This is a genomic window from Janthinobacterium sp. NKUCC06_STL, from assembly GCF_019345455.1.
Classification (GTDB): Bacteria; Pseudomonadota; Gammaproteobacteria; order Burkholderiales; family Burkholderiaceae_D; genus Janthinobacterium; species Janthinobacterium rivuli.
The window spans coordinates 1-23415 of record NZ_JAHKQY010000005.1; the positions used below are offsets into that span (position 1 = coordinate 1).

Annotated in this window: 20 protein-coding genes; 3 read left to right on the forward strand and 17 right to left on the reverse strand. The window is 62.8% G+C overall.

Translation table 11 applies throughout. From position 1 onward, the window contains the following. Nucleotides 1–289: 289 nt before the first annotated feature. A complete protein-coding gene (locus tag KO539_RS17185) occupies nucleotides 290–1588 on the forward strand; it encodes a leucine-rich repeat-containing protein kinase family protein (RefSeq protein WP_219310891.1) in 1299 nt (432 codons plus the stop codon). A gap of 54 nt (nucleotides 1589–1642) precedes the next feature. Here KO539_RS17185 and KO539_RS17190 read toward each other — a convergent pair whose 3' ends face one another. Continuing rightward, nucleotides 1643–2908: a nitronate monooxygenase gene (locus KO539_RS17190; protein WP_035825945.1), complete on the reverse strand. Its 1266-nt coding sequence runs from the start codon at nucleotides 2906–2908 to the stop codon at nucleotides 1643–1645. Between the two features lie 183 nt (nucleotides 2909–3091). Beyond that, nucleotides 3092–3577: a YajQ family cyclic di-GMP-binding protein gene (locus KO539_RS17195; protein ID WP_034759416.1), complete on the reverse strand. Its 486-nt coding sequence runs from the start codon at nucleotides 3575–3577 to the stop codon at nucleotides 3092–3094. 186 nt (nucleotides 3578–3763) lie between these two features. On the opposite strand from KO539_RS17195, the gene murB reads away from it, so the two are divergent. After that, the gene (gene murB / locus KO539_RS17200; RefSeq protein WP_219310703.1) at nucleotides 3764–4792 is read left to right on the forward strand and encodes a UDP-N-acetylmuramate dehydrogenase; all 1029 of its coding nucleotides are present in this window, start codon (nucleotides 3764–3766) and stop codon (nucleotides 4790–4792) included. Here the strand turns inward: murB and KO539_RS17205 are convergent, their stop codons facing one another. The 15 genes from KO539_RS17205 to KO539_RS17275 form a co-directional block, all read right to left on the reverse strand. Beyond that, a complete protein-coding gene (locus tag KO539_RS17205) occupies nucleotides 4793–5107 on the reverse strand; it encodes a pyrimidine/purine nucleoside phosphorylase (protein WP_035825949.1) in 315 nt (104 codons plus the stop codon). Nucleotides 5108–5132: 25 nt separating this feature from the next. Continuing rightward, on the reverse strand, nucleotides 5133–6158 hold the full coding sequence (locus KO539_RS17210) for a diguanylate cyclase (protein WP_219310704.1): 1026 nt from the start codon (nucleotides 6156–6158) through the stop codon (nucleotides 5133–5135). A gap of 10 nt (nucleotides 6159–6168) precedes the next feature. After that, complete coding sequence (gene cheB, locus KO539_RS17215) at nucleotides 6169–7221, reverse strand: chemotaxis-specific protein-glutamate methyltransferase CheB (RefSeq protein WP_035828838.1); 1053 nt, start codon at nucleotides 7219–7221, stop codon at nucleotides 6169–6171. 10 nt (nucleotides 7222–7231) lie between these two features. Then, the gene (locus tag KO539_RS17220) at nucleotides 7232–9520 is read right to left on the reverse strand and encodes a hybrid sensor histidine kinase/response regulator (protein ID WP_219310705.1); all 2289 of its coding nucleotides are present in this window, start codon (nucleotides 9518–9520) and stop codon (nucleotides 7232–7234) included. Next, on the reverse strand, nucleotides 9517–10203 hold the full coding sequence (locus tag KO539_RS17225; protein ID WP_219310706.1) for a chemotaxis protein CheW: 687 nt from the start codon (nucleotides 10201–10203) through the stop codon (nucleotides 9517–9519). Before KO539_RS17225 ends, KO539_RS17220 begins: the two co-directional genes overlap by 4 nt. A 9-nt stretch (nucleotides 10204–10212) precedes the next feature. Further along, nucleotides 10213–11451 (reverse strand): protein-glutamate O-methyltransferase CheR, encoded by a 1239-nt coding sequence (locus tag KO539_RS17230; protein WP_219310707.1) that lies wholly within the window; start codon nucleotides 11449–11451, stop codon nucleotides 10213–10215. Further along, nucleotides 11448–11903 carry a chemotaxis protein CheW gene (locus tag KO539_RS17235; RefSeq protein WP_219310708.1) on the reverse strand — a complete coding sequence of 152 codons (456 nt, stop codon included), beginning with the start codon at nucleotides 11901–11903 and terminating at the stop codon, nucleotides 11448–11450. The genes KO539_RS17230 and KO539_RS17235 overlap by 4 nt, the downstream gene beginning before the upstream one ends. A gap of 4 nt (nucleotides 11904–11907) precedes the next feature. Beyond that, nucleotides 11908–13719, reverse strand: coding sequence for a methyl-accepting chemotaxis protein (locus tag KO539_RS17240; RefSeq protein WP_219310709.1), 1812 nt, complete (start codon nucleotides 13717–13719; stop codon nucleotides 11908–11910). Between the two features lie 175 nt (nucleotides 13720–13894). Further along, on the reverse strand, nucleotides 13895–15130 hold the full coding sequence (locus tag KO539_RS17245) for an argininosuccinate synthase (RefSeq protein ID WP_035825961.1): 1236 nt from the start codon (nucleotides 15128–15130) through the stop codon (nucleotides 13895–13897). A gap of 69 nt (nucleotides 15131–15199) precedes the next feature. Beyond that, the gene (gene argF, locus KO539_RS17250; protein ID WP_099404090.1) at nucleotides 15200–16120 is read right to left on the reverse strand and encodes an ornithine carbamoyltransferase; all 921 of its coding nucleotides are present in this window, start codon (nucleotides 16118–16120) and stop codon (nucleotides 15200–15202) included. Nucleotides 16121–16402: 282 nt separating this feature from the next. Then, complete coding sequence (locus KO539_RS17255; RefSeq protein ID WP_257626341.1) at nucleotides 16403–19252, reverse strand: ATP-binding protein; 2850 nt, start codon at nucleotides 19250–19252, stop codon at nucleotides 16403–16405. A gap of 234 nt (nucleotides 19253–19486) precedes the next feature. Next, the gene (locus KO539_RS17260; protein ID WP_035825968.1) at nucleotides 19487–19903 is read right to left on the reverse strand and encodes a hypothetical protein; all 417 of its coding nucleotides are present in this window, start codon (nucleotides 19901–19903) and stop codon (nucleotides 19487–19489) included. A gap of 281 nt (nucleotides 19904–20184) precedes the next feature. Continuing rightward, the gene (gene rsgA / locus KO539_RS17265; protein ID WP_035825976.1) at nucleotides 20185–21090 is read right to left on the reverse strand and encodes a ribosome small subunit-dependent GTPase A; all 906 of its coding nucleotides are present in this window, start codon (nucleotides 21088–21090) and stop codon (nucleotides 20185–20187) included. Further along, nucleotides 21087–21458 (reverse strand): 4a-hydroxytetrahydrobiopterin dehydratase, encoded by a 372-nt coding sequence (locus KO539_RS17270; RefSeq protein ID WP_219310711.1) that lies wholly within the window; start codon nucleotides 21456–21458, stop codon nucleotides 21087–21089. Before KO539_RS17270 ends, rsgA begins: the two co-directional genes overlap by 4 nt. Continuing rightward, the gene (locus tag KO539_RS17275; RefSeq protein WP_219310712.1) at nucleotides 21455–22735 is read right to left on the reverse strand and encodes a M48 family metallopeptidase; all 1281 of its coding nucleotides are present in this window, start codon (nucleotides 22733–22735) and stop codon (nucleotides 21455–21457) included. Before KO539_RS17275 ends, KO539_RS17270 begins: the two co-directional genes overlap by 4 nt. A gap of 56 nt (nucleotides 22736–22791) precedes the next feature. Here KO539_RS17275 and orn point away from each other — a divergent pair, with 56 nt between their 5' ends. After that, nucleotides 22792–23400, forward strand: a complete 609-nt coding sequence (orn, locus tag KO539_RS17280; RefSeq protein WP_200880321.1) for an oligoribonuclease — start codon at nucleotides 22792–22794, stop codon at nucleotides 23398–23400. Nucleotides 23401–23415 lie beyond the last annotated feature (15 nt).

A 23415-nucleotide genomic window follows, 5' to 3' on the forward strand; every position in this document is an offset into this window, starting at 1 on the left:
CCCTTCCCATCCCGAACAGGACCGTGAAACAACTTTGCGCCGATGATAGTGCTGCAACCAGTGTGAAAGTAGGTTATCGTCAGGCTTGTTATTCGCAGTAGAGAAAAACCCGTCAAGCAATTGGCGGGTTTTTTTTCGTCTGGTGGTTTTAACGTTAACCCCAAGTGAAGGCCGGGGTCAGACCCTGAGGGTCTGACCCCGGTATTTTGCCGTTGGGTTAAACGACCGAGGGGGGGCTGACGGCTGACCCCGGCTGTTCTTTACGCTTGAAAGGGATATCTTGTCTGCTTTGCATACACTGGAACAATTACGTGCTGGCCAACTGGCCGGCTTGCGCCGCCTGAAACTGTCCTGCGGCTTGACGACATTCCCCCGCGAAATCTTCGCCCTGGCTGACAGCCTGGAAATCCTCGACCTGTCCGGCAACGCGCTGTCCACATTGCCCGATGATTTGCCGCGCCTGCACAAGCTGCGCATCATTTTTTGCTCGGATAACCTGTTCACCACCTTGCCGGCCGTGCTTGGTTCATGTCTAGCCCTGGAAATGATCGGTTTCAAGGCGAACAGGATCCGCCACGTACCGGCCGCAGCCTTGCCGCCGAGGCTGCGCTGGCTGACCCTGACCGACAATGCCATCGAGTCCATGCCGGATGAACTGGGCAAGTGCAGTCAATTGCAGAAACTCATGCTGGCTGGAAACTGCCTGAGCCACTTGCCCGCTACCCTGGCGGCTTGCCATCGGCTGGAACTGGTGCGCATCGCCGCCAACCGTTTCACGGCGCTGCCCGACTGTCTGCTGTCCTTGCCACGCCTGAGCTGGCTCGCGTATGCGGGCAATCCCTTTACGGAGGCGCGTGAGCTGGCGGCCCTGGCCGGTACGGGGGCTGCGGGCGTGGCATGGCAGCGCCTGGAACTGGCGCAGCAGCTGGGCGAGGGTGCATCTGGCGTGATTTACCGTGCCCGCCTCGATGGCGTCGATGATGTCGCCGTCAAAGTGTTCAAGGGAGCCATGACCAGCGACGGCTTGCCGCGCAGCGAAATGGCCGCCTGTGTCGGCGCCGGCGCACACATGGGCCTGATTCCCATCCTGGGAACGCTCGATGCGCACCCGCAAGGGGCGCTGGGGCTCGTCATGCCGCTCATCGACGCAGCCTTTTGCAATCTGGCAGGTCCGCCGAGCCTGGCGTCATGCACGCGCGACGTGTATGCCGATGGCGCGCGCTTTGATCCTGCGCAAGCGTTGGCCATTGCCCATGGCATCGCCTCGGCCGTGTGTCAGCTGCATGCGCACGGCATCGTGCACGGCGACTTATATGCGCACAATATCCTGCATGCGGACAATGGCGCCTGCCTGCTGGGCGACTTTGGCGCGGCGTCGATGTTTGCGCCAGGCTCGCCGCAAGGGGAGGTGCTGCAGGGCATAGAGGCGCGCGCCTTTGGCGTGCTGCTGGGCGAGTTGATCGCGCATGGTGCGACGCCCGTGCCCGCCTTGCAGGCCATGCTGGAAGCTTGCCTGCAGGAAGAGATATTGCGACGGCCCAGGTTCGACGCGATCAAACGGGCCTTGCAGGACATGCTCCCCGCATAAAAAAATGGCGCAGCCTTCGCAGGCTGCGCCATTTTTATTTCAGGCTGGCAAGATTTAGCTTGCTGCCAGGATTTCTTTTTCCGGCAGCGCAATCTGGTTGTCGACGCTGAACTGGTAATCCTTGAAGACGTGTTCGGCCGTCAGGATCTGGTATTCCCCATTCTCCAGCTTGTGCGTGGTGTCCTTCAGGCGATACGTGTAATGGCCGCAGGTCCAGCAGTTGAAGTTGCGCATGTGCGTGCACAGGCACGTCTTGTCCATCACGACGACGGTTTTTTGCTCGGGATGGGCCGCCACTTCGCGGTTATACGAGTTGATGTAGGCGCAGTTGCCCGTCGCGTCGAGCAGGTAGCCATACGATTCGCAGCCTGGACGGATGCCGGCGCCGATGGCGGGCGTGTTCTTCAGCATGCGCATCGGGTAGCCGGTCGGCGAGACGCCATTGACGATGATGTCTTCTTCCGATGCCTTGTAGTATTCCTGCTTGACCTTGTTTGGCAAGCCGCATTCATTCGTGACGGTAAAGCGCGTCGCCACTTGCACGCCGGCCGCGCCCGCTTCCAGGAAGGAGACGGCATCGCTGCCCGTGAAGATGCCGCCAGCGGCGATCAGCGGGATGTCCAGCTGCTCGGCCTTCAGGTAGGCCAGCAGTTCCGCCGTGATCGTGTGCAGGTCGTAATTGGCCCAGTCCATGCCGAAACCCAGGTGGCCGCCGGCCAATGGTCCCTCGACGATGATAAAGTCGGGCAAGCGGTCCAGCTTGGCATTCTTGCGCAGGAAAATCTGCAAGGCGCGCACGGACGAGACGATGATGCCCAGCTTGGCATCACGGAAACGCGGATGGTCGGCCATCAGGGCGAACGAGCCGAAGTGCAAGCCGGCGGACAGGGTGATGCCGTCGATGCCGGCGTCCAGCGCCGCATTCAGGCGCACGCGCAAGGTTTCACGGGGGCCGTTCATGGTCAGCTTTTCCATGCAATTGACGAAGATCAAGCCATCGCCTTTTTTTGCTTCCATGGTGCGGCCGATATGCAGGCGCTGCGCTTCCGCCAGACGGCCCAGGTCGAACTGCACCACGGCCTTGTCGCTGTTATTGATGTTGAACTTGTACAGTTTCGTCTTGTCTTTGACGAAGGTGGTGTCGAAACGGCGGTCCGACACGTCTTCCACCATGGCATCGGAGATATGGCCGATACCGTTCAGCCGGGCCGCTTCCAGGGCCAGCTCCGACGTGGAAATATCCACACCCATTCCGCCTATCATGATGGGCACATATTCTTTTTTGCCAAATCGCAGGCGGAAATCATCAACACGTTTCATTGCTATCCTTAGACTACCGTGGTTATCACTGAGCCAGATGTACGGTCAAGCCCGCTGCCGGTCGGGCGCGCGGGCGCATGTAGCTGTGCGCAGCTTCAATTCTACCCCAAGCGGGCAGGCGCTCCGAGGCAGCTTGCCGCCATGCCGGCGCAAGCGCAGGCCGGAGCGTGCACAGCATCGAAATTAATCGCGGAAATTGTTAAATTCCAGCGGCATGTCGGGCACGTCCTTGCGCAGCATGGCCATGGCCGCCTGCAGGTCGTCGCGCTTGGCGCCCGTGACGCGCACGGCTTCGCCCTGGATGCTCGCTTGCACTTTCATCTTGCTGTCCTTGATGACGCGCACGATTTTCTTGGCATCATCCGATTCGATGCCATTCTTGATCTTGATGATCTGCTTGACCTTGTCGCCGCCGATCTTCTTGATGTCGCCTTCGTCGAGGAAGCGCACATCGACCTTGCGTTTGGTCAATTTATTGGTCAGCACGTCGCGTACCTGGCTGAGCTGGAATTCCGAGTCCGCAAACGCGGTCAATTCGTTTTCCTTGTGCTCGACGCGGGCGTCGCTGCCCTTGAAGTCGAAACGGGTCGTGATTTCCTTGTTGGATTGCTCGACTGCATTCTTGACTTCGATCATATCGGCTTCGGAGACTACATCAAATGACGGCATGGTCTGTTCCTTTTCTTGTTAAAGCGAGCGCACGCTCGGTGCGCTGGGCCTTGGCGGCTGATTCCGCGCCATGGGACGGCCCTGTTAAAGATGCGACATTTTAACGGACAACGGACGGCCTGCCCTTGTCTTGCGCTGGTTTTTTGTCGGTTTCACTCTATAATCGAACAAAATAATCGCTATCCCATGTCTGCAGAGCTCACCATCGAACACAATTACTCCCTCCAGCGCCTGAATACCTTCGGCATCACGGCCAACGCGGCCGCCTACGTACGCATCACTTCGCAAGCCGAATTGCAGGCCGCGCTGCAAGATCCGGCCCTGACCGCCATGCCGCGCCTGATTCTGGGCGGCGGCAGCAATATCGTGCTCACGGGCGACTTTCCCGGCGCCGTGCTGCACATGGCCACGCGCGGCATGCGCCTGGCGCAGGCGGATTTCGAGACCATACTCGTCACGGCCGCGGCCGGCGAAAACTGGCACGATTTCGTGCAGTGGACCCTGGCGCAAGGCGTCGGCGGCCTGGAAAACCTGTCCTTGATCCCCGGCACGGTGGGCGCGGCGCCTATCCAGAATATTGGCGCGTATGGCGTTGAAATCAAGGATTATCTGCATAGCGTGAGCGTCATGCACAGCGCCAGCGGCATCGTCTTCGACATGGACCGCGACGCTTGCCGCTTCGCTTACCGCGACAGCATCTTCAAGCAGGCGGATGGACGCGAGCTGATCGTGCTGGAAGTCACGTTTGCCTTGCCGGCCGAATGGCAGCCGAACTTGCGCTATGCGGAACTGGCGCAGGCCGTGGCCGAGCGCAATCTTGCCGAGCCGACGTCGCAACAGGTGGCCGACACGGTGATGGCGATCCGCCGGCGAAAATTGCCGGACCCGGCCGTGATCGGCAATGCGGGCAGCTTCTTCAAGAATCCGGTGGTGTCGAAGGAGCAATGTCTTTCTTTGCTGGAACGTTTCCCTGCGCTCGTGCACCATGCGCAGCCCGATGGCACGGAAAAGCTGGCGGCCGGCTGGCTGATCGATCAATGCGGCTGGAAGGGGAAAAACCTGGGGCCCGCGGGAGTGTATCCCAAGCAGGCGCTGGTTCTGGTGAATAATGGCGGCGCTCGTGGCGCGGACATTACCCGGCTGGCGACAGCGATACAGGATGATGTAGAGGCGAAATATGGCGTGCGCCTGTCGCCCGAGCCTGTGTTTGTCTGATTAACCGAAGTGGCAGACGTAGTCGACGGTTTCGACGGTTTCAATATCGAAATAGCTATTGCCCGGGATACTGAATTGCGTGCCCGCGCCATAGCTGTTCCACTCGCTTGCATCGGCCAGGCGTACCTTGCACAGGCCGCCGACGATTTCCATGATTTCCGGCGCGCCCGTGTTGAAGCGCAACGAGGACGCGAAAATCACGCCCACGCTTTTCTTCGTGCCATCGGCCAGGATGACGTTGTGCGAGACGCATTTGCCGTCAAAGTAAATATTCGACTTCTTGACGACGCTGACATTGTCCAGTTGTGTGCTCATGCTTCACTTTCCTTGCTGTTAAAAATCAGTCCTGGACGTCATCGGCGCTCAGCACGCTGTTGCGTCCGCCGCGCTTGGCCGCGTACAGGGCCTGGTCGGCGCGGTTGATCAGTTGTTCCACCGTCGAGTCCGGCGACGGCACGATGGTGGCCACGCCGATCGAGATGGTGACGATGCCTGCATCTGCCGCCGGATTCTCGATCTGCAAGCCTTCCAGGTGGCGCCGGCACGCTTCGGCGATCAGCAGTGCGCCGGCCGCTTCCGTTTCCGGCAGGATCAGGGCGAACTCTTCGCCGCCGTAACGGGCGGCCAGGTCGGCCGGGCGTTTCAAATGTTCCGTCAGCACGGCGGCGACTTTTTTCAGGCCCAGGTCGCCCGCCAGGTGGCCGAAACGATCGTTATAGCTCTTGAAATGGTCGATATCGCAAAACAGCAGGCTCAACGGCGTCTTGTCGCGCTGGCCCCGCTGCCATTCGAATTCCAGGGTTTCATCGAAGCGGCGGCGGTTGGCGATGCCCGTCAAGCCATCGAGGGCGGCCAGTTTTTGTAATTCAATATTCGCGTCGGCCAGATTCTTTTGACTTTCTCGCAGGAAACGAAAAGCCTGGTCGCGCTGCAAGCGGCTGATGTGTGCGTTGGAATGGTAGCGTATGCGCGCCAGCAACTCCAGGCGATCCGGCAGTTTCACCACATAATCGTTGGCGCCGACGGCAAAGCTGTGCGCCTTCAGTTTCGGGTCATCCTTGGCCGACATCACGATCACGGGCACATGCGCCAGCGCCGCGTTTTCGCGGTACAGCTGGATCAGGGCGAAGCCGTCGATGCCCGGCATCACCAGGTCTTGCAGGATGACGGTCGGTTGCAAGCGCAGCGCCGTGTCCAGCGCCAGGGTGGCGTCGGTCGCGTAATGAAATTCGATATCCTGCTGGTCGCTGAGCATGCGGCGGACTGCCTCGGCAATGATCAACTGGTCGTCCACCAGCAGCACGCTGACCTTGAATTCGGTCAATGCGGGCTCAGGCTGGGTGAAGCTGGAGGAGAATTCTGGCATTGCATTCTTTTCAGATGTTAGGGGAGGGCTCCCACCCATTGTTGAGTTTGGCACCCAGGCGGCTGCGCAGGCTGGCGCCTATTCTATCCAGAGGCAGGATTTGCTGCGCCGCATCGAGTTCGGCCGCCGCGCGCGGCATGCCGTACACGGCGCTGCTGGCCTGGTCTTGCGCGATCGTCGTCTTGCCGGCGCGGCGCATGGCCAGCAAGCCGTCGCCGCCGTCGCGCCCCATGCCTGTAAGCAATACCCCGATGGCGTCGCCGCGCCAGTGCTGCGCCACGCAGTTGAAGAAGACATCGACGGACGGGCGGTAAACATAGTCGCGTGGTGCTGCATCGTAACCCAAACGATAATTTTGATCTAGCAGCAGGTGATCATTGGTCTTGGCGATCAGTACCGTGCCGGACACCAGTTCGTCGCCTTCGGCGATCACGCGCACGGGCATGCTGAGCTGGTCATCGAGCCATTTGGCGAAGTGCGAGGCGAAGGTCTCATCGATGTGCTGCACCACCACGATGGCGCAGCCGGGCGGCGCCGTCCAGCCGGACAGCACCTTGGCCACGGCCGACGGCCCGCCCGTCGAGGCGCCGATGGCCACCAGGGTCGATACCTGGCCTTCGCCACGTTCGCCGCCATTGCCGTTCGTCTGGCGCGGCGGCGGTGCTTCGGCGCTGTGGCGTATCAGCTTGCCGATGGTCTTGATCTTGGCCAGCAGTTCGCTGTCGCCGCCCACTTGTCCCTGCAGCACGGGTGTGGCCGTGACGTCGAGCGCACCGGCGCCCAGCGCGCGGAAGACCTGGTTGACATTGTCTTGCGGGCGGCCCGTGACCACCAGGATGGCGCACGGGCTTTGCTCCATGATCAGGCGCGTCGCCTCGACGCCGTCCATCTCCGGCATGTTCAGGTCCATCAGGATCAGGTCGGGGCGGTTGCCCTCGCACATGCGCACGGCTTCGAGCCCCGTGCGGGCAATCCACAGCACCTGGTGTTCCTGCGTGCTGGCCACTACGCGGCGCAGGGCTTCGGCGGCCATGGGGACATCATTGGCAATGGCAATTTTCATGAAGTACAACTCATAAGCGGGCATCTCCTATCAGGTCGGCCACCGCGTCGAGCAAGGTCTCGTCGTGGAAGCTGCCTTTGGTCAGATAATAGTCGGCGCCGGCGGACAGGCCGCGCGCGCGGTCTTCCGGACGGTCCTTGTACGACACGATCATCACCGGCAGCTTGTGCAGGTGCAGGTCCTTCTTGATCAGCGAAACGAGTTCGATGCCATCCATGCGCGGCATGTCCACGTCGGTGATCACCAGGTCGTATTCTCCGCTGCGCACCACGTTCCAGCCGTCGATGCCGTCGATGGCCACGTCGACGTCGAAGCCGCGCGCCAGCAGCAGCTTGCGCTCCATCTCGCGCACCGTCAGCGAATCGTCGACGACGAGGATGCGCTTGGCGCGGCGCTGCTGCGCGTGGCCCGCCTGCGCCAGCTGGTGCAGGCCGCCCTCGTGCAGCAGCTTGTCGATCGACAGCAGCAAATCGGGCACGTCGAGGATCAGCACCGGTTCGCCGTCGTCGAGCAGGGCGGCGGCGGAAATGTCGCGCATCTTGCCGAAGATCGGATCGATCGCCTGCACCGCCAGGCTTTGTTCGCCGCGGATGGCGTCGACCACCAGCGCATAGCTTTGCTTGCCGCGCCCGATCACCACCACCGGCAAGTCGTCGGCCTGGCTGGCCGCTTCGCCCAGCTCCAGTACCTGCGCCGCCGACACCAGGCCCAGATGCTCGCCCTTGAGTTCGAAGAACTGCTTGTTTTCCAGGGTATGGATGGCCGTTTGCGGCACGCGCACCACGCTTTCCACCTTGACGATGGGGATGGCGTAGGCTTCGCCCTGGATGTCGATCACCAGCGCGCGCACGATCGATTGCGTCAGCGGCAGGGTGATCAGGGCGCGGAAACCCCGCCCCGGCTCCGATTCCAGGCGCACCGTGCCGTTTTGCTGGCGTATCGTTTCGTGCACGATGTCGAGGCCCACGCCGCGCCCGGACAATTGATTCGCCTTTTCCTTCAGGCTGAAGGCGGGCAGGAACAGGAATTCCAGCAGCTCGCCCGGCGACAGCGCGGCGGCCATGGCGGGGCTGGCCATCTTGCGCTCGATGACGGACTGGCGGATTTTCTCCAGGTCGACGCCGCGCCCGTCGTCGCTGATCTCGATGCTCAGCATGCCGGCGCGGTGGCGCGCTTCCATGCGTATCGTGCCCAGCGCTTCCTTGCCCGCGTCGATGCGCTCGTACGGGCCTTCCATGCCATGGTCGATGGCATTGCGCAGCATGTGGTTCAGCGGGCTTTCGATCTTCGCCAGGATGTCGCGGTCGACCAGGGTGTCTTCGCCTTCGATCTCCAGCTGCACTTCCTTGCCCAGGCTGCGCGCCAGGTCGCGCACCATGCGCGGGAACGCGTGGATGCCGTCGCGGAAAGGGCGCATGCGCAGGGCCAGCACTTCGTCGACCATGCCTTGCGAGACGGCCAGCAAGCGCCGTTCATAGGTTTCGATGTCGGCGATGTGTTCGAGCATGAACTGCTTCAGGGGCTGCGTCTTTTGCAGCGCCAGCAGCGACTTTTCCATCAGGCCCGCGTCGCCCGAGCGGGCAATGGCTTCGTGCAGGTGCTCGATGGCGGAAAACAGGCTGCTCTGGTTGCGCTTGAAGCGCTGCAGCGCGCCGATGAACGGGTGCATCTGGTGCGCATTGATGCGCGATTCGCTCGCCAGCGACAGCAGTTTGTCGAAGTTTTGCGCCGGCGCCTTGGCAGTGCCAGCCCCCGCGCGCGGCGCGGCAGCGGCAGCCGGTTCTTCGCCGGCCAGGCCGCTGGCCACGGGAGCCTGCGCTTCGTCCGCTTCCGGCGGCGCCGGTGCCGGAACAGGCGCCGAGGGCAGGGCCGGCAATTCGGGCAATTCCGCGATGCCGGCGATGGCGTTCAGGGTCTGGTCGATCTGCGCCGCATTCGCGGCCAGCCACGCTTCGGCGCCCGCGTCGTCCAGGCGCGACAGCTGCACGATCAGGTCGACGCCCGAGAGCAGCACGTCGACCCGCTCCGGCGTGAGTTTCAAGCGGCCATGCTGGGCGGCGACGAAGCTGTCTTCCATGCCGTGCGCCAGTTGCACCACCACTTGCAGGCCGACGATGGCGGCGGCACCCTTGATCGAGTGCGCCGCGCGCATCATTGCTTCGACGGCCGCCGCGTCGCCCGCATGGCGCTCCATGGCCAGCAAGCCGTCGGTGAGAATCTGGGTCTGGCTGTCCGCCTCCATGCGGAACAGGTCCAGCATGGAAAAGGCACTCAGGTCGCCGTGCTGGTCCTGGCTCATCGTAATAGTCTCGCAAGTTGAAAGCCGATCAGCGCCGTGTCGAGGCAGCCGATGCGCAGGTCGCCCTCGGTGATCACGCCCGACAGATAGCGCGACAGGCCCTTGTTGATGGTGGCCGCCGGCGTTTGCACGGCGCCCGACGCGTAGCGCACGATGCCGTGCAGGTCGGCCACGGGCAGGGCGTAGGCTTGATCTTCCCAGCGCATCAGCAGCAGGCGCGCGAACGTGTGGCGGCCCTTGGCCGGCGGCGCGCCCTGTTCGTCGATGCCCAGCAAACTGGCCAGCGACATGCACGGATACAGCTTGCCGCCGATATTGACGATGCCCGCCAGGCCGCGCCCGCTACGGTGCGGCAGCACGTGCGGCTTGGCTTGCGGCGCCACGGCGTCGAACACGCGGGTGGGCAGCGCCAGCCATTCGCGGCCGATGCGAAACACCAGCGCCGAGCTGTCGCGCACTTCGCCGCCCGCATCGATCTGGCGGAAGTGGCTGGCCCAGTCGCGCCGGTAGTGTTCATCCACGGGCCGCTGCAGGTTGCGCTGGGCGGCGCCCGCATACACGTCGCAATTGCGGCAATGTACGTTGGCCGGCAGCCTGGGGCAGCTCTGGTCGCCGACCACGCCGATATGGTTCCAGCAGTCGTCGATGGTGGCGGGGGACTCGGTGGCGATGAGGTTTGTCATGCTTGCCCCTTAGTTGGATGCCTGGCGGCGCTGGTAGATGCGCGCCGCGCGCGCCTTCAGGGTGGCGGCGGCCGTGTGGTTGCCATTGCGTTCGGCCAGCAGGGACAGGTGGCACAGCGCCTCGTAGTGGTCGGGCTGCAGGTAGATGCAGCGGCGCCAGTAATCGTCGGCCAGGTCCATCTTGCCGGCCAGTTCATTGATGATGCCCAGCATGAAATACGCTTCCGCCGCCTCGGGCACTCGCGCCAGATGGGCGTGGCATTTTTCGCCTGCCTCGCGCAATTGGCCACGGTCGGCCAGCAGGCGCGCCTCGGCCAGCAAATCGGCCTGCGCTGCTTGCGTGGCCGGCGCCGGCACGGACACGGGGCGCGTGCGCGGCGCAGCTTGTGCGACGGGAGCGGCAGTGCGCCTTGGGGCGGGCGGCACGCTGCGCAAGGTGCGCATGGCCGGCAGCGGCGCCACCTGCATGGGGCTGGCCGGCGCCGCCGTTTCCTTCTTCAGGGCGAAGGCCTGGCGAAACTGCAGCGTCGCAAAGCCGTTCTGGCAGAACGATGGCACTTCCGCATAGCCGGCCAGCAGCATGCCGTCGTCGGCCAGCAGGGCGGACAGGTTGTGGATGGCGGCGCGCGTGGTCGGCTTGTCAAAATAGATCAGCAGGTTGCGGCAGAAGATGACGTCGTAGTGGCGGCTGTAGGTGACCGTGTCGAACTGCAGCAGGTTGCCCTGCCTGAAGGTCACCTGTTCGCGCAAGGAGTCGATGATGCGGTAGGCGTCGTCGGCCACGTGCGTGAAATAGCGTTCGCGGAAGGCGACGTCCTGCGCGCGGAAGGCGTTGCGGCCATACACGCCGGCTTGCGCGCGCTCGATGCAGCCGGGACTGAGGTCATACGCGTCGATGCTGAACGCCTGCTTCGGCACGCCGCCGTCGCGCAGCGCCATGGCCATCGAATACGGTTCCTCGCCGCCCGCGCACGGGATCGACAGGATGCGCGTGGCGCGCCCCCTGGCCCAGCGCTCCTGCACCAGTTCGACGGTGGCGTAGAACGCCTGCGGGTCGCGGAACAGCCATGATTCCGGCACCACCACCAGTTCGATCAATTGCGTCATTTCGGCCGGCGTGAGCGCCTGCAGATAGGCCTCGCTATCGCTAAAGCCCGTTTGCTCCATGCGCTGGCCGACGGCCCGTTCGGCCACGGACTTGGAGACGGACAGGCCGGTCGCGCGGCGCAGCATGGCTTGCGCCGTCATGCCGCGCCCGCGTCTTGAAACAGCAGCGCGCGCACGTCCGGCGGCAGCAGGTGCTCGAGTTCGACCAGTTGCACGATGCCGTCGGCGTCGCTGGCCACCTGGCCCAGGAAGGGCGCCGTGGCCACGCCGCTATCCTCAAGCTTTTCCGCAGCGATGTCGGCGATGCCGCGCACCTGCGTGGCCATCAAGCCCAGCGCATGCGTGACGCCGCCGGGCGCGCGGTAGTCAACGATGACGATGCGCGTGTCGAATTGCGCGGCGGCGGCCGGCAGCCCGGCCAGGCGCGACAGGTCGATCACGGGCACGGGCGTGCCGTGCAAGTCCATCAGGCCGGCCACGTAGTCTGGCGTGAGCGGCAACTGTTTCAGCTCCAGCAGCGGCAGGACGCGCACGATGCCGGCCAGGGGCAGGCCATAGCGGTCGCGTCCGATGTGAAAGAGCAGTACTTTCATGGAATCAGATGGTGACGGCGAAGGTCGACACGCTCGACTGCAGGTCACCCGCCGCATATTGCAGCTGGTGCACCGCTTCGCTGGTGGCTTTCAGCGATTCCACCGTCTGCTGGGTGGCATCGTTGAGCTGCATCATGGTGTCGGAAATCTGCGAGGCGCCGATGGCTTGCGACTGCATGCCTTGCAGCACGGCATCGAATTGCGGCGTGAGTTTTTGCACCTGGTCCATCACGGACGACAATTGTTCCGCCACTTGCCGCACCTCGCCCACGCTGCGGCGAATTTCTTCCGAGAATTTATCCATGCCCATCACGCTGGCCGAGACGGCCGACTGCATTTCCTTGAGCATTTGCTCGATATCCCAGGTGGAAACGGACGTCTGGTCGGCCAGGCGGCGGATTTCCGTCGCCACCACGGAAAAGCCGCGGCCCGCCTCGCCCGCTTTTTCCGCCTCGATGGCGGCGTTCAGCGACAGGATGTTGGTCTGGTCGGCCACCTTGGTGATGGTGATCAGCACGCTATTGATATTGCTGGCTTTTTCCGACAGGGCCGCCAGCTTGGCGTTGATGGAATCGGTGGCCGAGACCATGTGCTGCATGGTCGAGTCCATACGCTTGAGGTTGTTTTGCGCTTCGGCCGTGGCATTCGTCGTGTAGTCGGCCACGGCGGTGGCGTCTTCCATTGTTTTGAGCAACTGGCTCGTGTTGGCCGAGATTTCCTTGGTGGTGCTGAGAATTTCCACGCTGGTTTGCGCCTGCTCGATGCCCGTGGCTTCCTGCTGGCGTGCCGAGGCGGCGATTTCCGTGGCCGACGTCGTCACCTGGATGCCGGCCTTTTGCACGTTGTTGAGCAGGCTGCGCAGGTTCTCGAACATCTTCGCCAGTCCGTTGCCCAGCTGGCCGATGGCGTCGCTGCCCGTGATGCCGACCTTGCCCGTCAGGTCGCCCGAGGCGGCTTTCGACACCACTTCCAGCAGCGAGTCGACCTTGGCCCGCAAGGTGTTGGTGGCGGCCAGTTCGTTGGCCTGGTTGTCCTGAATGGTTTGCGCCATGCGGTTGAATTCTTCCGTCACTTTGCCCAACTCGTCGCGCGAGAGGATGGCGGCGCGTGCGCTTTGCTCGCCGCCGGCGATGCGCCCGACGGCGTCCGTCAGATTGTTCAGCGGACCGAGAATGGAACGGCCGAGCAGGTAGGCAATACCCAGCGCCAGCGCCACGCACAGCAGGCCGCCCAGCGCCAGGGTCAGCATCATGGTTTCCTGCAACTTTGCCGTGGTGGCCGTGCGTTCTGCCAGCAAGCGCGATTCTTCGGCGGCGACTTCGTCGAGCAGCTTGTTGGCCTGCTTGACGGCAGGGTAGCCGCCGGGCGGCATGGTGCGCGCCACCGCTTCCGTGGCGCCCGGCGCATTGCCCAGCGCGCGGCGCTTCTCGATCAGGGGCGCGATCCACTCCTTGACCCAGGTGGTGGTCAGCGCATCGATCTTGCGGAAGCGCTCCGACTGCACCTTGTTGTCGACCGTCATGGCGATGGCTTTTTGCGTGTGCTGGCTCAGCACCGCCATTTCATCGGTCTCCGGTGTCAGCGACGTTTCACTGCCTGTGAGGATGAAACCGCGCGCTTCCACCTGGATTTGCAGGATGGAATTGTGAATCCTGTCGATCTCGACCAGCACTTCCATCGTGTGGCGGTCCCATGCATTGGCTTCCGACAGGCGCGAAAAGCTGTTGTAGGCCACACCCAGCAGTATCAGGATGATGGCCACGATGGAGCCGAAGCCCAGGTACAGTTTATTCTTGATACTCAGGTCTTTGAACATGGGAGGGCTCCGGAAGCGGGAAGGTCAGCACAATTGCACTGTAGCATTTTGCCATGCGGACAGCAAAATGGGGGGCGTGCCGGGGTGTAAATCGCGGCAGAGTGCGCTGCAAACGAAAAAAGCCGCCCGTGGGCGGCTTCGGTGGATGCGGGAGATAGTACCTCCCTGCAACTAATTACTTCTGGCCACGCTTTTCGCGGGCGATGGCGGCGATGCGCATGCGCAAGGCGTTCAGCTTGATGAAGCCGCCGGCATCGGCCTGGTTGTAGGCGCCGCCGTCTTCGTCGAAGGTGGCGATGTTCATGTCGAACAGCGAATCCGTCTTCGAATCGCGCGAAACGACGATGACATTGCCCTTGTACAGCTTGATGCGTACCCAGCCGTTCACGGTTTCCTGCGTGTGGTCGATCAGGGTTTGCAGGGCGACGCGCTCAGGCGCCCACCAGTAGCCGTTGTAGATCATCGACGCGTAGCGCGGCATCAGGTCATCTTTCAGGTGGGCCACTTCGCGGTCCAGGGTGATCGATTCGATGGCGCGGTGGGCTTTCAGCATGATGGTGCCGCCCGGGGTTTCATAGCAGCCGCGCGACTTCATGCCGACATAGCGGTTTTCCACCAGGTCCAGGCGTCCCACGCCATGCTTGCCGCCCACTTTGTTCAGTTCGGCCAATACGGTGGCAGGCGACATGCGTACGCCGTTGATGGCGACGATATCGCCTTTTTCGTATTCGATGTCCAGGTATTCCGCTTCGTCCGGGGCGTTTTCCGGGCTGACGGTCCAGCGCCACATGGTTTCTTCCGCTTCGGCGCTCGGGTTTTCCAGGTGGCGGCCTTCAAAGCTGATGTGCAGCAAGTTGGCATCCATCGAGTACGGCGCGCCGCCGTTCTTGTGCTTCATGTCGATTTCGATGCCGGCGTCTTCCGCGTACTTCAGCAGTTTTTCGCGCGACAGCAGATCCCACTCGCGCCATGGCGCGATGATTTTCACGCCTGGCTTGAGCGCGTAGGCGCCCAGTTCGAAACGCACCTGGTCGTTGCCCTTGCCGGTCGCGCCGTGCGAGATGGCGTCGGCGCCCGTGGCGTTGGCGATTTCGATCAGGCGCTTGGCGATCAAAGGACGGGCGATCGAGGTACCCAGCAGGTACTCGCCTTCATACACGGTGTTGGCGCGGAACATCGGGAAGACGAAATCGCGCACGAATTCTTCGCGGACGTCTTCGATATGGATGTTTTCCGGCTTGATGCCGAACTTGATTGCCTTGGCGCGCGCCGGTTCCAGTTCTTCGCCCTGGCCCAGGTCGGCCGTGAAGGTGACGATTTCGCACTGGTAGTTATCTTGCAGCCACTTCAGGATGACGGAGGTGTCGAGTCCGCCGGAATAGGCCAGGACTACTTTTTTAATGTCGCTCATATTGCTTCCAGTTGTCGTTGTCGATGTATGTGTTGCGATGCTGCCGGGAGTTCTGCAGTTCCAGGCGAATTATTGGATTTTACCGAGTAACAGGTATTCAATCAGCGCTTTTTGCACGTGCAAGCGGTTTTCCGCCTCGTCCCACACCACCGATTGGGGGCCGTCGATGACTTCGGCGGCCACTTCCTCGCCGCGGTGGGCGGGCAGGCAGTGCATGAACAGGGCGTCGGGCGCGGCGCGGGACATCTTCGCGCCATCGACGATCCAGCCGTCGAAGGCGGCGATGCGGGCCGCGTTTTCCGCTTCGTAACCCATGCTGGTCCACACGTCCGTGTTGACCAGGTGCGCGCCTTCGCAGGCGTCCGACGGGTTGGCGAAGAAGGTGTAGCGCTCGGTCTTGACTTGCGACAGGTCGATGTCGTAGCCCTTTGGCGTCGACACGTTGACGTGGAAGCCGAACACTTCGGCCGCCTGCAGCCACGAGTACAGCATGTTGTTGGCATCGCCGATCCAGGCGACGACCTTGCCGGCGATCGAGCCGCGGTGTTCGATATAGGTGAAGATGTCGGCAAAGACCTGGCAAGGGTGGTGTTCATTGGTCAGGCCATTGATCACCGGCACGCGCGAATTGGCGGCGAAACGCTCGATGATTTCCTGGCCGAAGGTACGCACCATGATGATGTCGCACATGCGCGACATGACCTGGCCCGCGTCTTCCACCGGCTCGCCGCGGCCCAATTGGGAGTCGCGCGTGTTCAGGTAGATGGCGGCGCCGCCCAGCTGGTGCATGCCGGCTTCGAACGACAATCGCGTGCGGGTCGAGTTCTTTTCAAAGACCATCACCAGGGTGCGGTCGATCAATGGATGGTAGATTTCATAGTTCTTGAACTTGCGCTTGATCAGATGGGCGCGTTCGATCACATATTCATACTCTTCCAACGTGAAATCGGAGAACTGGAGGTAGTGCTTGATCGGTTTTTTTGTCGACATAATGACCACTTGAAGATGCGCAGGCCGCCGGCGGCGTGCCTTTCCCGCCGGGTTGCATCAGCGTACAACATCTCGTCTGATGACTGCCTCGCCCGGCGCGCTGCTGTGTTGATCGGTGCCCGTGCCTGTTTGTCGCGCGGGTCGATACGGTTTGCCAAGTTGAAAATAATGCAATGGCAAGTACTTCAGCCGTTCAATTATAAGGGTTTTGCTTTTAGATTGGAAAGACTGGCCGGACGCGTACTTGTATAGGCAAGCCTGCGCCCGGGCAAACGGTGGTGGTTAATAGATGCTGGCGGGCGCGGCCCCGTCCAGCTGCGGCGCTTCCAGCGGCAAGTCGAGGGTGAAGCGCGTGCCGGCGGGGCTGCTGGCCACCTGGATGGTGCCGCCCAGCAGGGCCGTGACGATGTTGTAGCTGATCGACAAACCCAGGCCGCTGCCACCCTGGCCCAGCTTGGTGGTAAAAAAGGGGTCGAAGATGCGCGACAAATGCTGTTCCGCGATGCCGCCGCCATTGTCCTCGAAGACGATGTGCACGCGCGCCGCCTCCATCGTGGCGGACAAACGCATGCAGCCCGTGCCGGCGCCGCCATCGTTGGGCGCGGGGGCGAAGGCGTGCAGCAGGGCATTGTTGATCAGATTGGTGATCACCTGGCCAAACGGGCCAGGATAGCTGTCCATGGCGATGCCGAAATCGATGTCCATCTCGATGCGGTGGCCCGAACTGCGGATGCGGTTCATGACGGTGGCGATGATTTCATTGCTCACTTGTTGCAAGTCAAACCGGCGCCGCTGCTCGGTGGTGCGGTCGACGGCTACCTGCTTGAAACTGTTGACCAGGTCGGCCGCGCTGCGCAGGCCGCGCATCACCAGCGCCGACGCCTTGCCCGCATCGTCGATGAAGGCGGCCAGGTCCGAGCGGCGCAGGCCGGGACCGTTCATCAGGCGTTCCACGTCTTCCGTCTTTTGCTGCATGGTGCTGGCGATTAATAAACTGTTGCCGATCGGGGTATTGAGTTCATGCGCCACGCCGGCCATCAAGGAGCCGAGGGCGGCCAGTTTTTCCTGCGATACCAGTTGCGCCTGGGCATCTTGCAATTGCCGGTAGGCGCTGGCGTTGTCGAGCGCGATGGCGCCATACGCGCACAGGGTGCGGAAGATCAGCCGCTCGCGTTCGCCATACGCGTTGGCATGGCAGGCTTGCACCGTCATCACGCCCAGCACGCGTTCGCCCACCGTCAAAGGCACGTACAGCACGCTCTGGTTATGCAGGGTGCCGGGTACCGTGTAGGCGTGGCGGCGCGGCGGCACCTGGTCTATATACACTTCGCGCCGGCCCAGCAGGCAGCGCACGGAGTAGGCGCGTGGATTGTTCAGTGGAATGGCGTTGTCGGACAGGGGCCGGCCCGCTTCCATGCCATGCGCGCGGCGCAGCGCCGTGCCTGCCGCGTCGAGCATGTAGACAGCGAAAGTGTTGACGGGCAGCAAGGCATGCACATGGCGGTCAAGCACCTGGAACACGGCGCTGGCATCGAGGTGGGTGGTGATTTCCTGGCCGATGGCCGACAGCCGTTCCAGTGTGTCGCTGGTCTGCTGCAGCACTTCGGCGCGGCGCGCTTCGGAGGCGGCCAGTTCGCGGTGGTGATAGCCTTCCGAGCGCGCATGTTCCGTCTGGTGGTAGACCTGCATGGCGGTGGCGCGGTTGCTCGCCTGCTGGGTGTGGCTTTTTTCGCGCGCCATGCCCGCATCGAGGGCGATATCGTAGGCGCGCGCATAGTCGCCCGCATGCGCGTATTCGCGCGCCAGCGCATCGAGCAGTTCGCCGGGCGGCGAATAGCCGTCGATGGAGGCGGCCACCTGCAGCGCCTGGTGCAGGAAATGCAGGGCGGGATTGCGTTCCAGCATGTCCGCGGGCGGCGGCAGCTCATGGCGCGCATGCAGCATCGACAAGACGCGCAGCGCCGCCACCTGGTGCATGGCATCGCCTTGCGCGGTGGCCAGCTGGCAAGCCCGCTCGGCCGCCTGCAGCGCCTCGTCCGGGCGGTCCAGGTAGGACAGCGCATGGGCGCTGCCGCGCTGCGCCATGCTGCGGAAATCGGCCTGGCCCAGCGCTTCGGCCCGCTGCGCCAGCCGGCTGAAGGCGTCGAGCGCCGTGTCGTAGTCGCCCTTGTCCAGGCTCAGTTCACCCAGGTGGAACAGGGCGTTGGCATAGGTGCGCGCGCCCGCCATGGGGGCCAGGATGAGCAGCGCCTGGCGCAGCAAGTCTTCGGCCGCGGCCAGGCGCCCCAGCTTGCGCATGGTTTCGGCCGTATGCGTCTGGCAGGCGCCGATGCTGCGCGGCCAGCCGGTGGGGCGGGCCAGGTCCAGCGCGCACTGCATCCATTCGAGGGCCGATTCGTTGTCGTTAAGGCTGGAAAAACAATCACCGATATTGATGGCGGCCGTGATGGCGCCGCGCAACTGGCCGCTTTCCAGCGCCGCTTCATAGCTTTGCATGTAGTGGCCGGCGGCAGTGCCCAGGTCGCGCGAGGTGTGCGCCAGCAAGCCGCGGAAGTCATGCACCCAGGCAGCGAGCGGCGCGGGCAGCTTGCCGCTGGCGCCATCGACCTGGAAGGCGGCACCCCAGCGGGCTTGGGCGGCCGGCGCATCGCGCAACACGGCCCAGCGCGCCGTGGCGGCGTCGGCCAGACTGGCGCGCATCGCATCGCCGGCGTTGCGCGCCTGCTCGGCCGCGGCCAGCAGTTCGGCATCGCAGTGGGCATGGTCGCCCCGGTCGACGGCAATCGAGGACAGCAGCCAGTGCGCATCGGCGCAAGCGGCGCCGTCGCCGTGCGCGCACAGGATGGCGTGCGCCGCCATGGCCATGCTTTCGGCCGCATCGAGCTCCCCTTGCAGCCAGGATACTTCCGCCTGCACCAGTTGCAGACGCGCCTGCGCGATGGCCAGGGCGCGGTCCGGCAGTTGGGCCTGGAGCAGCAAGGCCGCCGCTTCGGCCACATGGTGCAGCGCCTGCGCGCAGTTGCGCTGGCGCAAATGCCATGCCAGCAGCATCAGCAAAGGCAAGCGCTCCAGGGCGCGCAATGGCCGCAGTGTGTCTTCCCACTGTGCAATGTCATGTTCGAGTGCGAACATTTCCATCCGAAATCTCCCGCAAGGCGATGGTGTTGGCCCGCGGCCAGTGACACCTTATTGGATCGCATTGTAAGCTGCATTCGGATGCAGTTGTTTGGCTGACTCGACAGTATTTTTTGCGCATACCCGTTCGGACTGCGCAAAGCAGGCGGGGCGTGCACCAGCCCCTGCCGGCTGATGCACGCCCCGTGGACAGGCTGGCGATGGCGTGCCAGCCGGTCGCCATGTGCCTGCTTAGCGGCCGGCGAAGTGCACGCTGCCGGCCGTTTCGCCCGCCTTGGCGATGGCGCCCGGAATATTGTTCAGTCCGGTGATGGCGATGACGTCGCCATCGTTGCGAAATTCCATGCGGGTGCCGCTGGCCGTTTCAAAGACCCCAGGTGCGCGGCCGAACAGTTCTACTTCGGGCTGTCCCTTGATTTGCGTGAAATAGCGGTTGACTTGCTGACGCAGCAGCAAGGTATCGCCCGTGTCGAGCTGGTAGCGATTGCCATACTGACTGAATTCCTGCGGGGCCAGTTTGTAGACCTTGCCGGAGATCTGGACCTTGTCCTGTTCGCCGATTTCCAGCGCGCTGGCGCTGAGGCAAGACAGGCCGAGGACGAGGGCGGCGCTACCGAGGGCGAGGGTACGCGAGAACGATGCTTTCATGATTTCACCTTGTGATCAAATGCTGGTTGGAGTTAGACCAATGTTGTCTCCAGCAGGTTCGCTGGCGGGGACAATGCCAAGGTAGCAAGTGGACCTGCGCCATGCCAGCGCAAAGCGATGAAACGCCGGAATCCGGCGCTGAAACGCGAAATCGGGCGATGGATGGTTTTGGAATGAATGGGGGAAAGCGAGCTGTTCAGCAGAATTTAATTCTGTTTAGCTCGTAATATTGGTGTTTTTGTCGGTTTGGCGCCCGCGCCGATGGCGGGCGCCAGGCGCGTTCAATACAGCGTTTGCGCCGACTCGTGCAGCAACTGGCCGTACAGGGTATGGCGCATCTTGGCGATCTTGCCTTCAGACAAGGCTTGCAGGATGGCGCATTGCGGCTCGATCAGGTGGCGGCAGTTATAGAACTTGCAGCCGCCCAAGTAAGGCTGGAACTCGCGGAAGGCCCGCTCCAGCATGCCTTCGGACAGGTGGTACAGGCCGAATTCCTGGAAACCCGGCGAATCGATGATGGAGCTGTTCGCGCCCAGTTCATCGAGCTTGTACAGGCGCGTAAAGGTCGTCGTGTGCTTGCCCGTGTCGAGCGCGGCCGAGATTTCGCGCACGGCGATGTCGGCGTCCGGCACCAGCAGGTTGATCAAGGACGACTTGCCCATGCCCGACTGGCCGATGAGAATGGACGACTGGCCCGCCAGCAACGGCGCCAGGGTGGCCACGGCGTGCTCGGGTTCGGCGCGCGCCGACACTTCATCGACGGGATAGCCCATCGAGGAATACGGCAGCAGGCGTTCGCGGGCGCGCTCCAGCGAAGCGGTTACGTCCGTTTTGTTGAGGATGATGCGCGCCGCGATGCCGGCCGCGTCGGCCGCCACCAGCGAGCGCGAGATCAGGTCGTCGGCAAAGCCCGGTTCCGTCGCCACGACGATGAACAGCTGCGTCAGGTTGGCGGCCAGCAATTTCGATTTGTACTGGTCCGAGCGGTACAGCAAGGTCTTGCGTTCCTCGATGCGGTCGATGACGGCCTGGTCGTTCGAGGTGCGCGTCAGGTGCACGATGTCGCCCACGGCCACATTGGTTTTCTTGCCGCGCGTCACGCATTGCAGCTTGGCGCCGTCCACGTCGGCCAGGTAATGGCGGCCGTGGGCGGCGATGATGACGCCTGTCAACTTGCCTTCGCTCATGGGGCCACCTGGCTGCTCTGGTAGATGAGGTCGGCCTTGGCGGCGCAGATGAAGTCGTTTTCGGACAGGCCGCCGGCGCCCTGATTGACCGAGTGCGTGTCGTAGCGCACGGCGCAGGTTTTGTAAGTAATGATGAGCTCCGGATGGTGGTCTTGCGTATGGGTCATATAGGCCAGGGCGTTCACGAACGCCAGGGTCTGGTAGTAATTCTTGAAGCCGAAGTCGCGGCACAGCTTGCCGTTTTGCAAGCTCCACTGCGGCAGCAGGGTGTGCAAGGTGGCGATGTCCGAGTCGCCCAGCGCCTGCTGGCGCGGCGTGCAGGACAGTTGGGCCAGGTCTTGCGAAGTCGATGGCGTATTCGTATTCATGTCGTAGCCCCTTTCAGGTGGCGGATGCGCACGCTGGCCGGCGGGTGGCTATCGTAAAAGGCCGAGTGCAGCGGGTCGGGCGTCAGGGTCGACGCATTGTCTTCATACATTTTGACGAGCGCTGAGACCAGGTCGTCCGATTGCGTGTGCGTGGCGGCAAAGGCGTCGGCCTCAAATTCGTGCTTGCGCGAGCTGAGCGAGGTCAACGGTCCCAGCAGGAAAGTGAAGACGGGCAAGGCCAGCATGAACAGCAGCAGGGCCAGCGCGTCCGTCGGCTGGCCAGTGAGCGCCAGGGCAACAGGGTCGACGCCGAGGCCCGCGTAAAACCATGGCTGCGTCTTCAGGAAGCCCAGCAGCGCGAGGAAACCGAGCGAGATGACGAACATCATGGCGATGCGCTTGACGATGTGCTTGAGCTTGAAGTGGCCCAGTTCATGCGCCAGCACGGCTTCGATTTCCTGCGGCGCCAGGCGCGACAGCAGGGTGTCGAAGAAAACGATGCGCTTGTTGGCGCCAAAGCCCGAGAAATACGCATTGCCGTGGGCGCTGCGCTTCGAGCCATCCATGACGAACAGGCCTTTCGAGGCAAAGCCCACGCGCTGCATCAAGCCTTCGATGCGGCTTTTCAGCGCTTCGTCGGCCAGCGGCGTGAATTTGTTGAACAGCGGGGCGATGACGGTGGGAAACAGCACCATCATCAGCAGCTGGAAGCCGCTCCAGACGAACCAGGCGTACAGCCACCACAGGTCGCCCGACTTGGCCATCAGGGTCAGCACGACCCAGATCAGCGGCAGGCCGATGACGGCGCCCAGGCCCACGCCCTTGAGCATGTCCGTGAAGAACAGCTTGCGCGCCATGGTGTTGAAACCGAAGCGCTGCTCCAGCACGAACTGGCGGTAGTAATCGAAGGGCAGGTCAATCAGGCCGGAAATGGCGGCAAAGGCGGCGATCAGGCCGATCTGGTACAGCATGGGCGAGCCCGGCCCCATCCATTCATTCAGGTGCAGCGCCAGCCATTGCAGGCCGCCCAGCAAGGTAAAACCGATCAGCACGGCATAGTTGACCAGCAGGGTCAGCAGGCCGAATTTGGTCTTCGCCACCGTGTAGTCGGCCGCCTTCTGGTGCGCGGCCAGCGGAATTTTTTCCGCGAATTCGGGCGGGACAACGGCGCGGTGCGCCAGCACGTGGCGAATCTGCCGCGAAGCGAGCCAGAAGCGCACGGCGAGGGTCAAAACGAGGACGGATACAAACAAAATCGAAAACGCGAGTGAATACATTCTGTGCCTGTGAGAAAATGGCTGATTATTTAGTTTGATTAGGCCAAGAGAGAATTATGTCACAAGCGACCGACTTATCTGCACCCACCTCTGCATCCACTCCCGCACCCACGGTGCCGGCACGTCCAAACGAGATGAACCTGGTCTGGGTCGACATGGAAATGACGGGCCTGGAGCCCGATACCGACCGCATCATCGAGGTGGCGGTCGTGGTGACGGACATGCACCTGAACCTGCTGGCCGAAGGCCCCGTGTTCGTGATTCACCAGTCGGATGAAACCCTGAACAAGATGGATGCCTGGAACAAGGGCACGCACGGCCGCTCGGGCCTGATCGACAAGGTGAAAGCGTCGACCGTGACGGAAGCGCAGGCGGAAGCGGAACTGATCGCGTTCCTGAAGAAATACGTACCGGCAGGCAAGTCGCCCATGTGCGGCAACACCATCGGCCAGGACCGCCGCTTCATGGTGCGCGGCATGCCGAAGCTGGAAGCGTTCTTCCACTATCGCAATGTTGACGTGTCGACGCTGAAAGAGCTGTGCAAGCGCTGGAAGCCGGAAATCGCCACCGGCTTCAAGAAGCATCAGAAGCACACGGCGCTGGCCGATATTCTGGAATCGGTCGAAGAGCTGAAATACTACCGCGAGCATTTCATCAAGTTGTGATGATGTTGTCGGCTT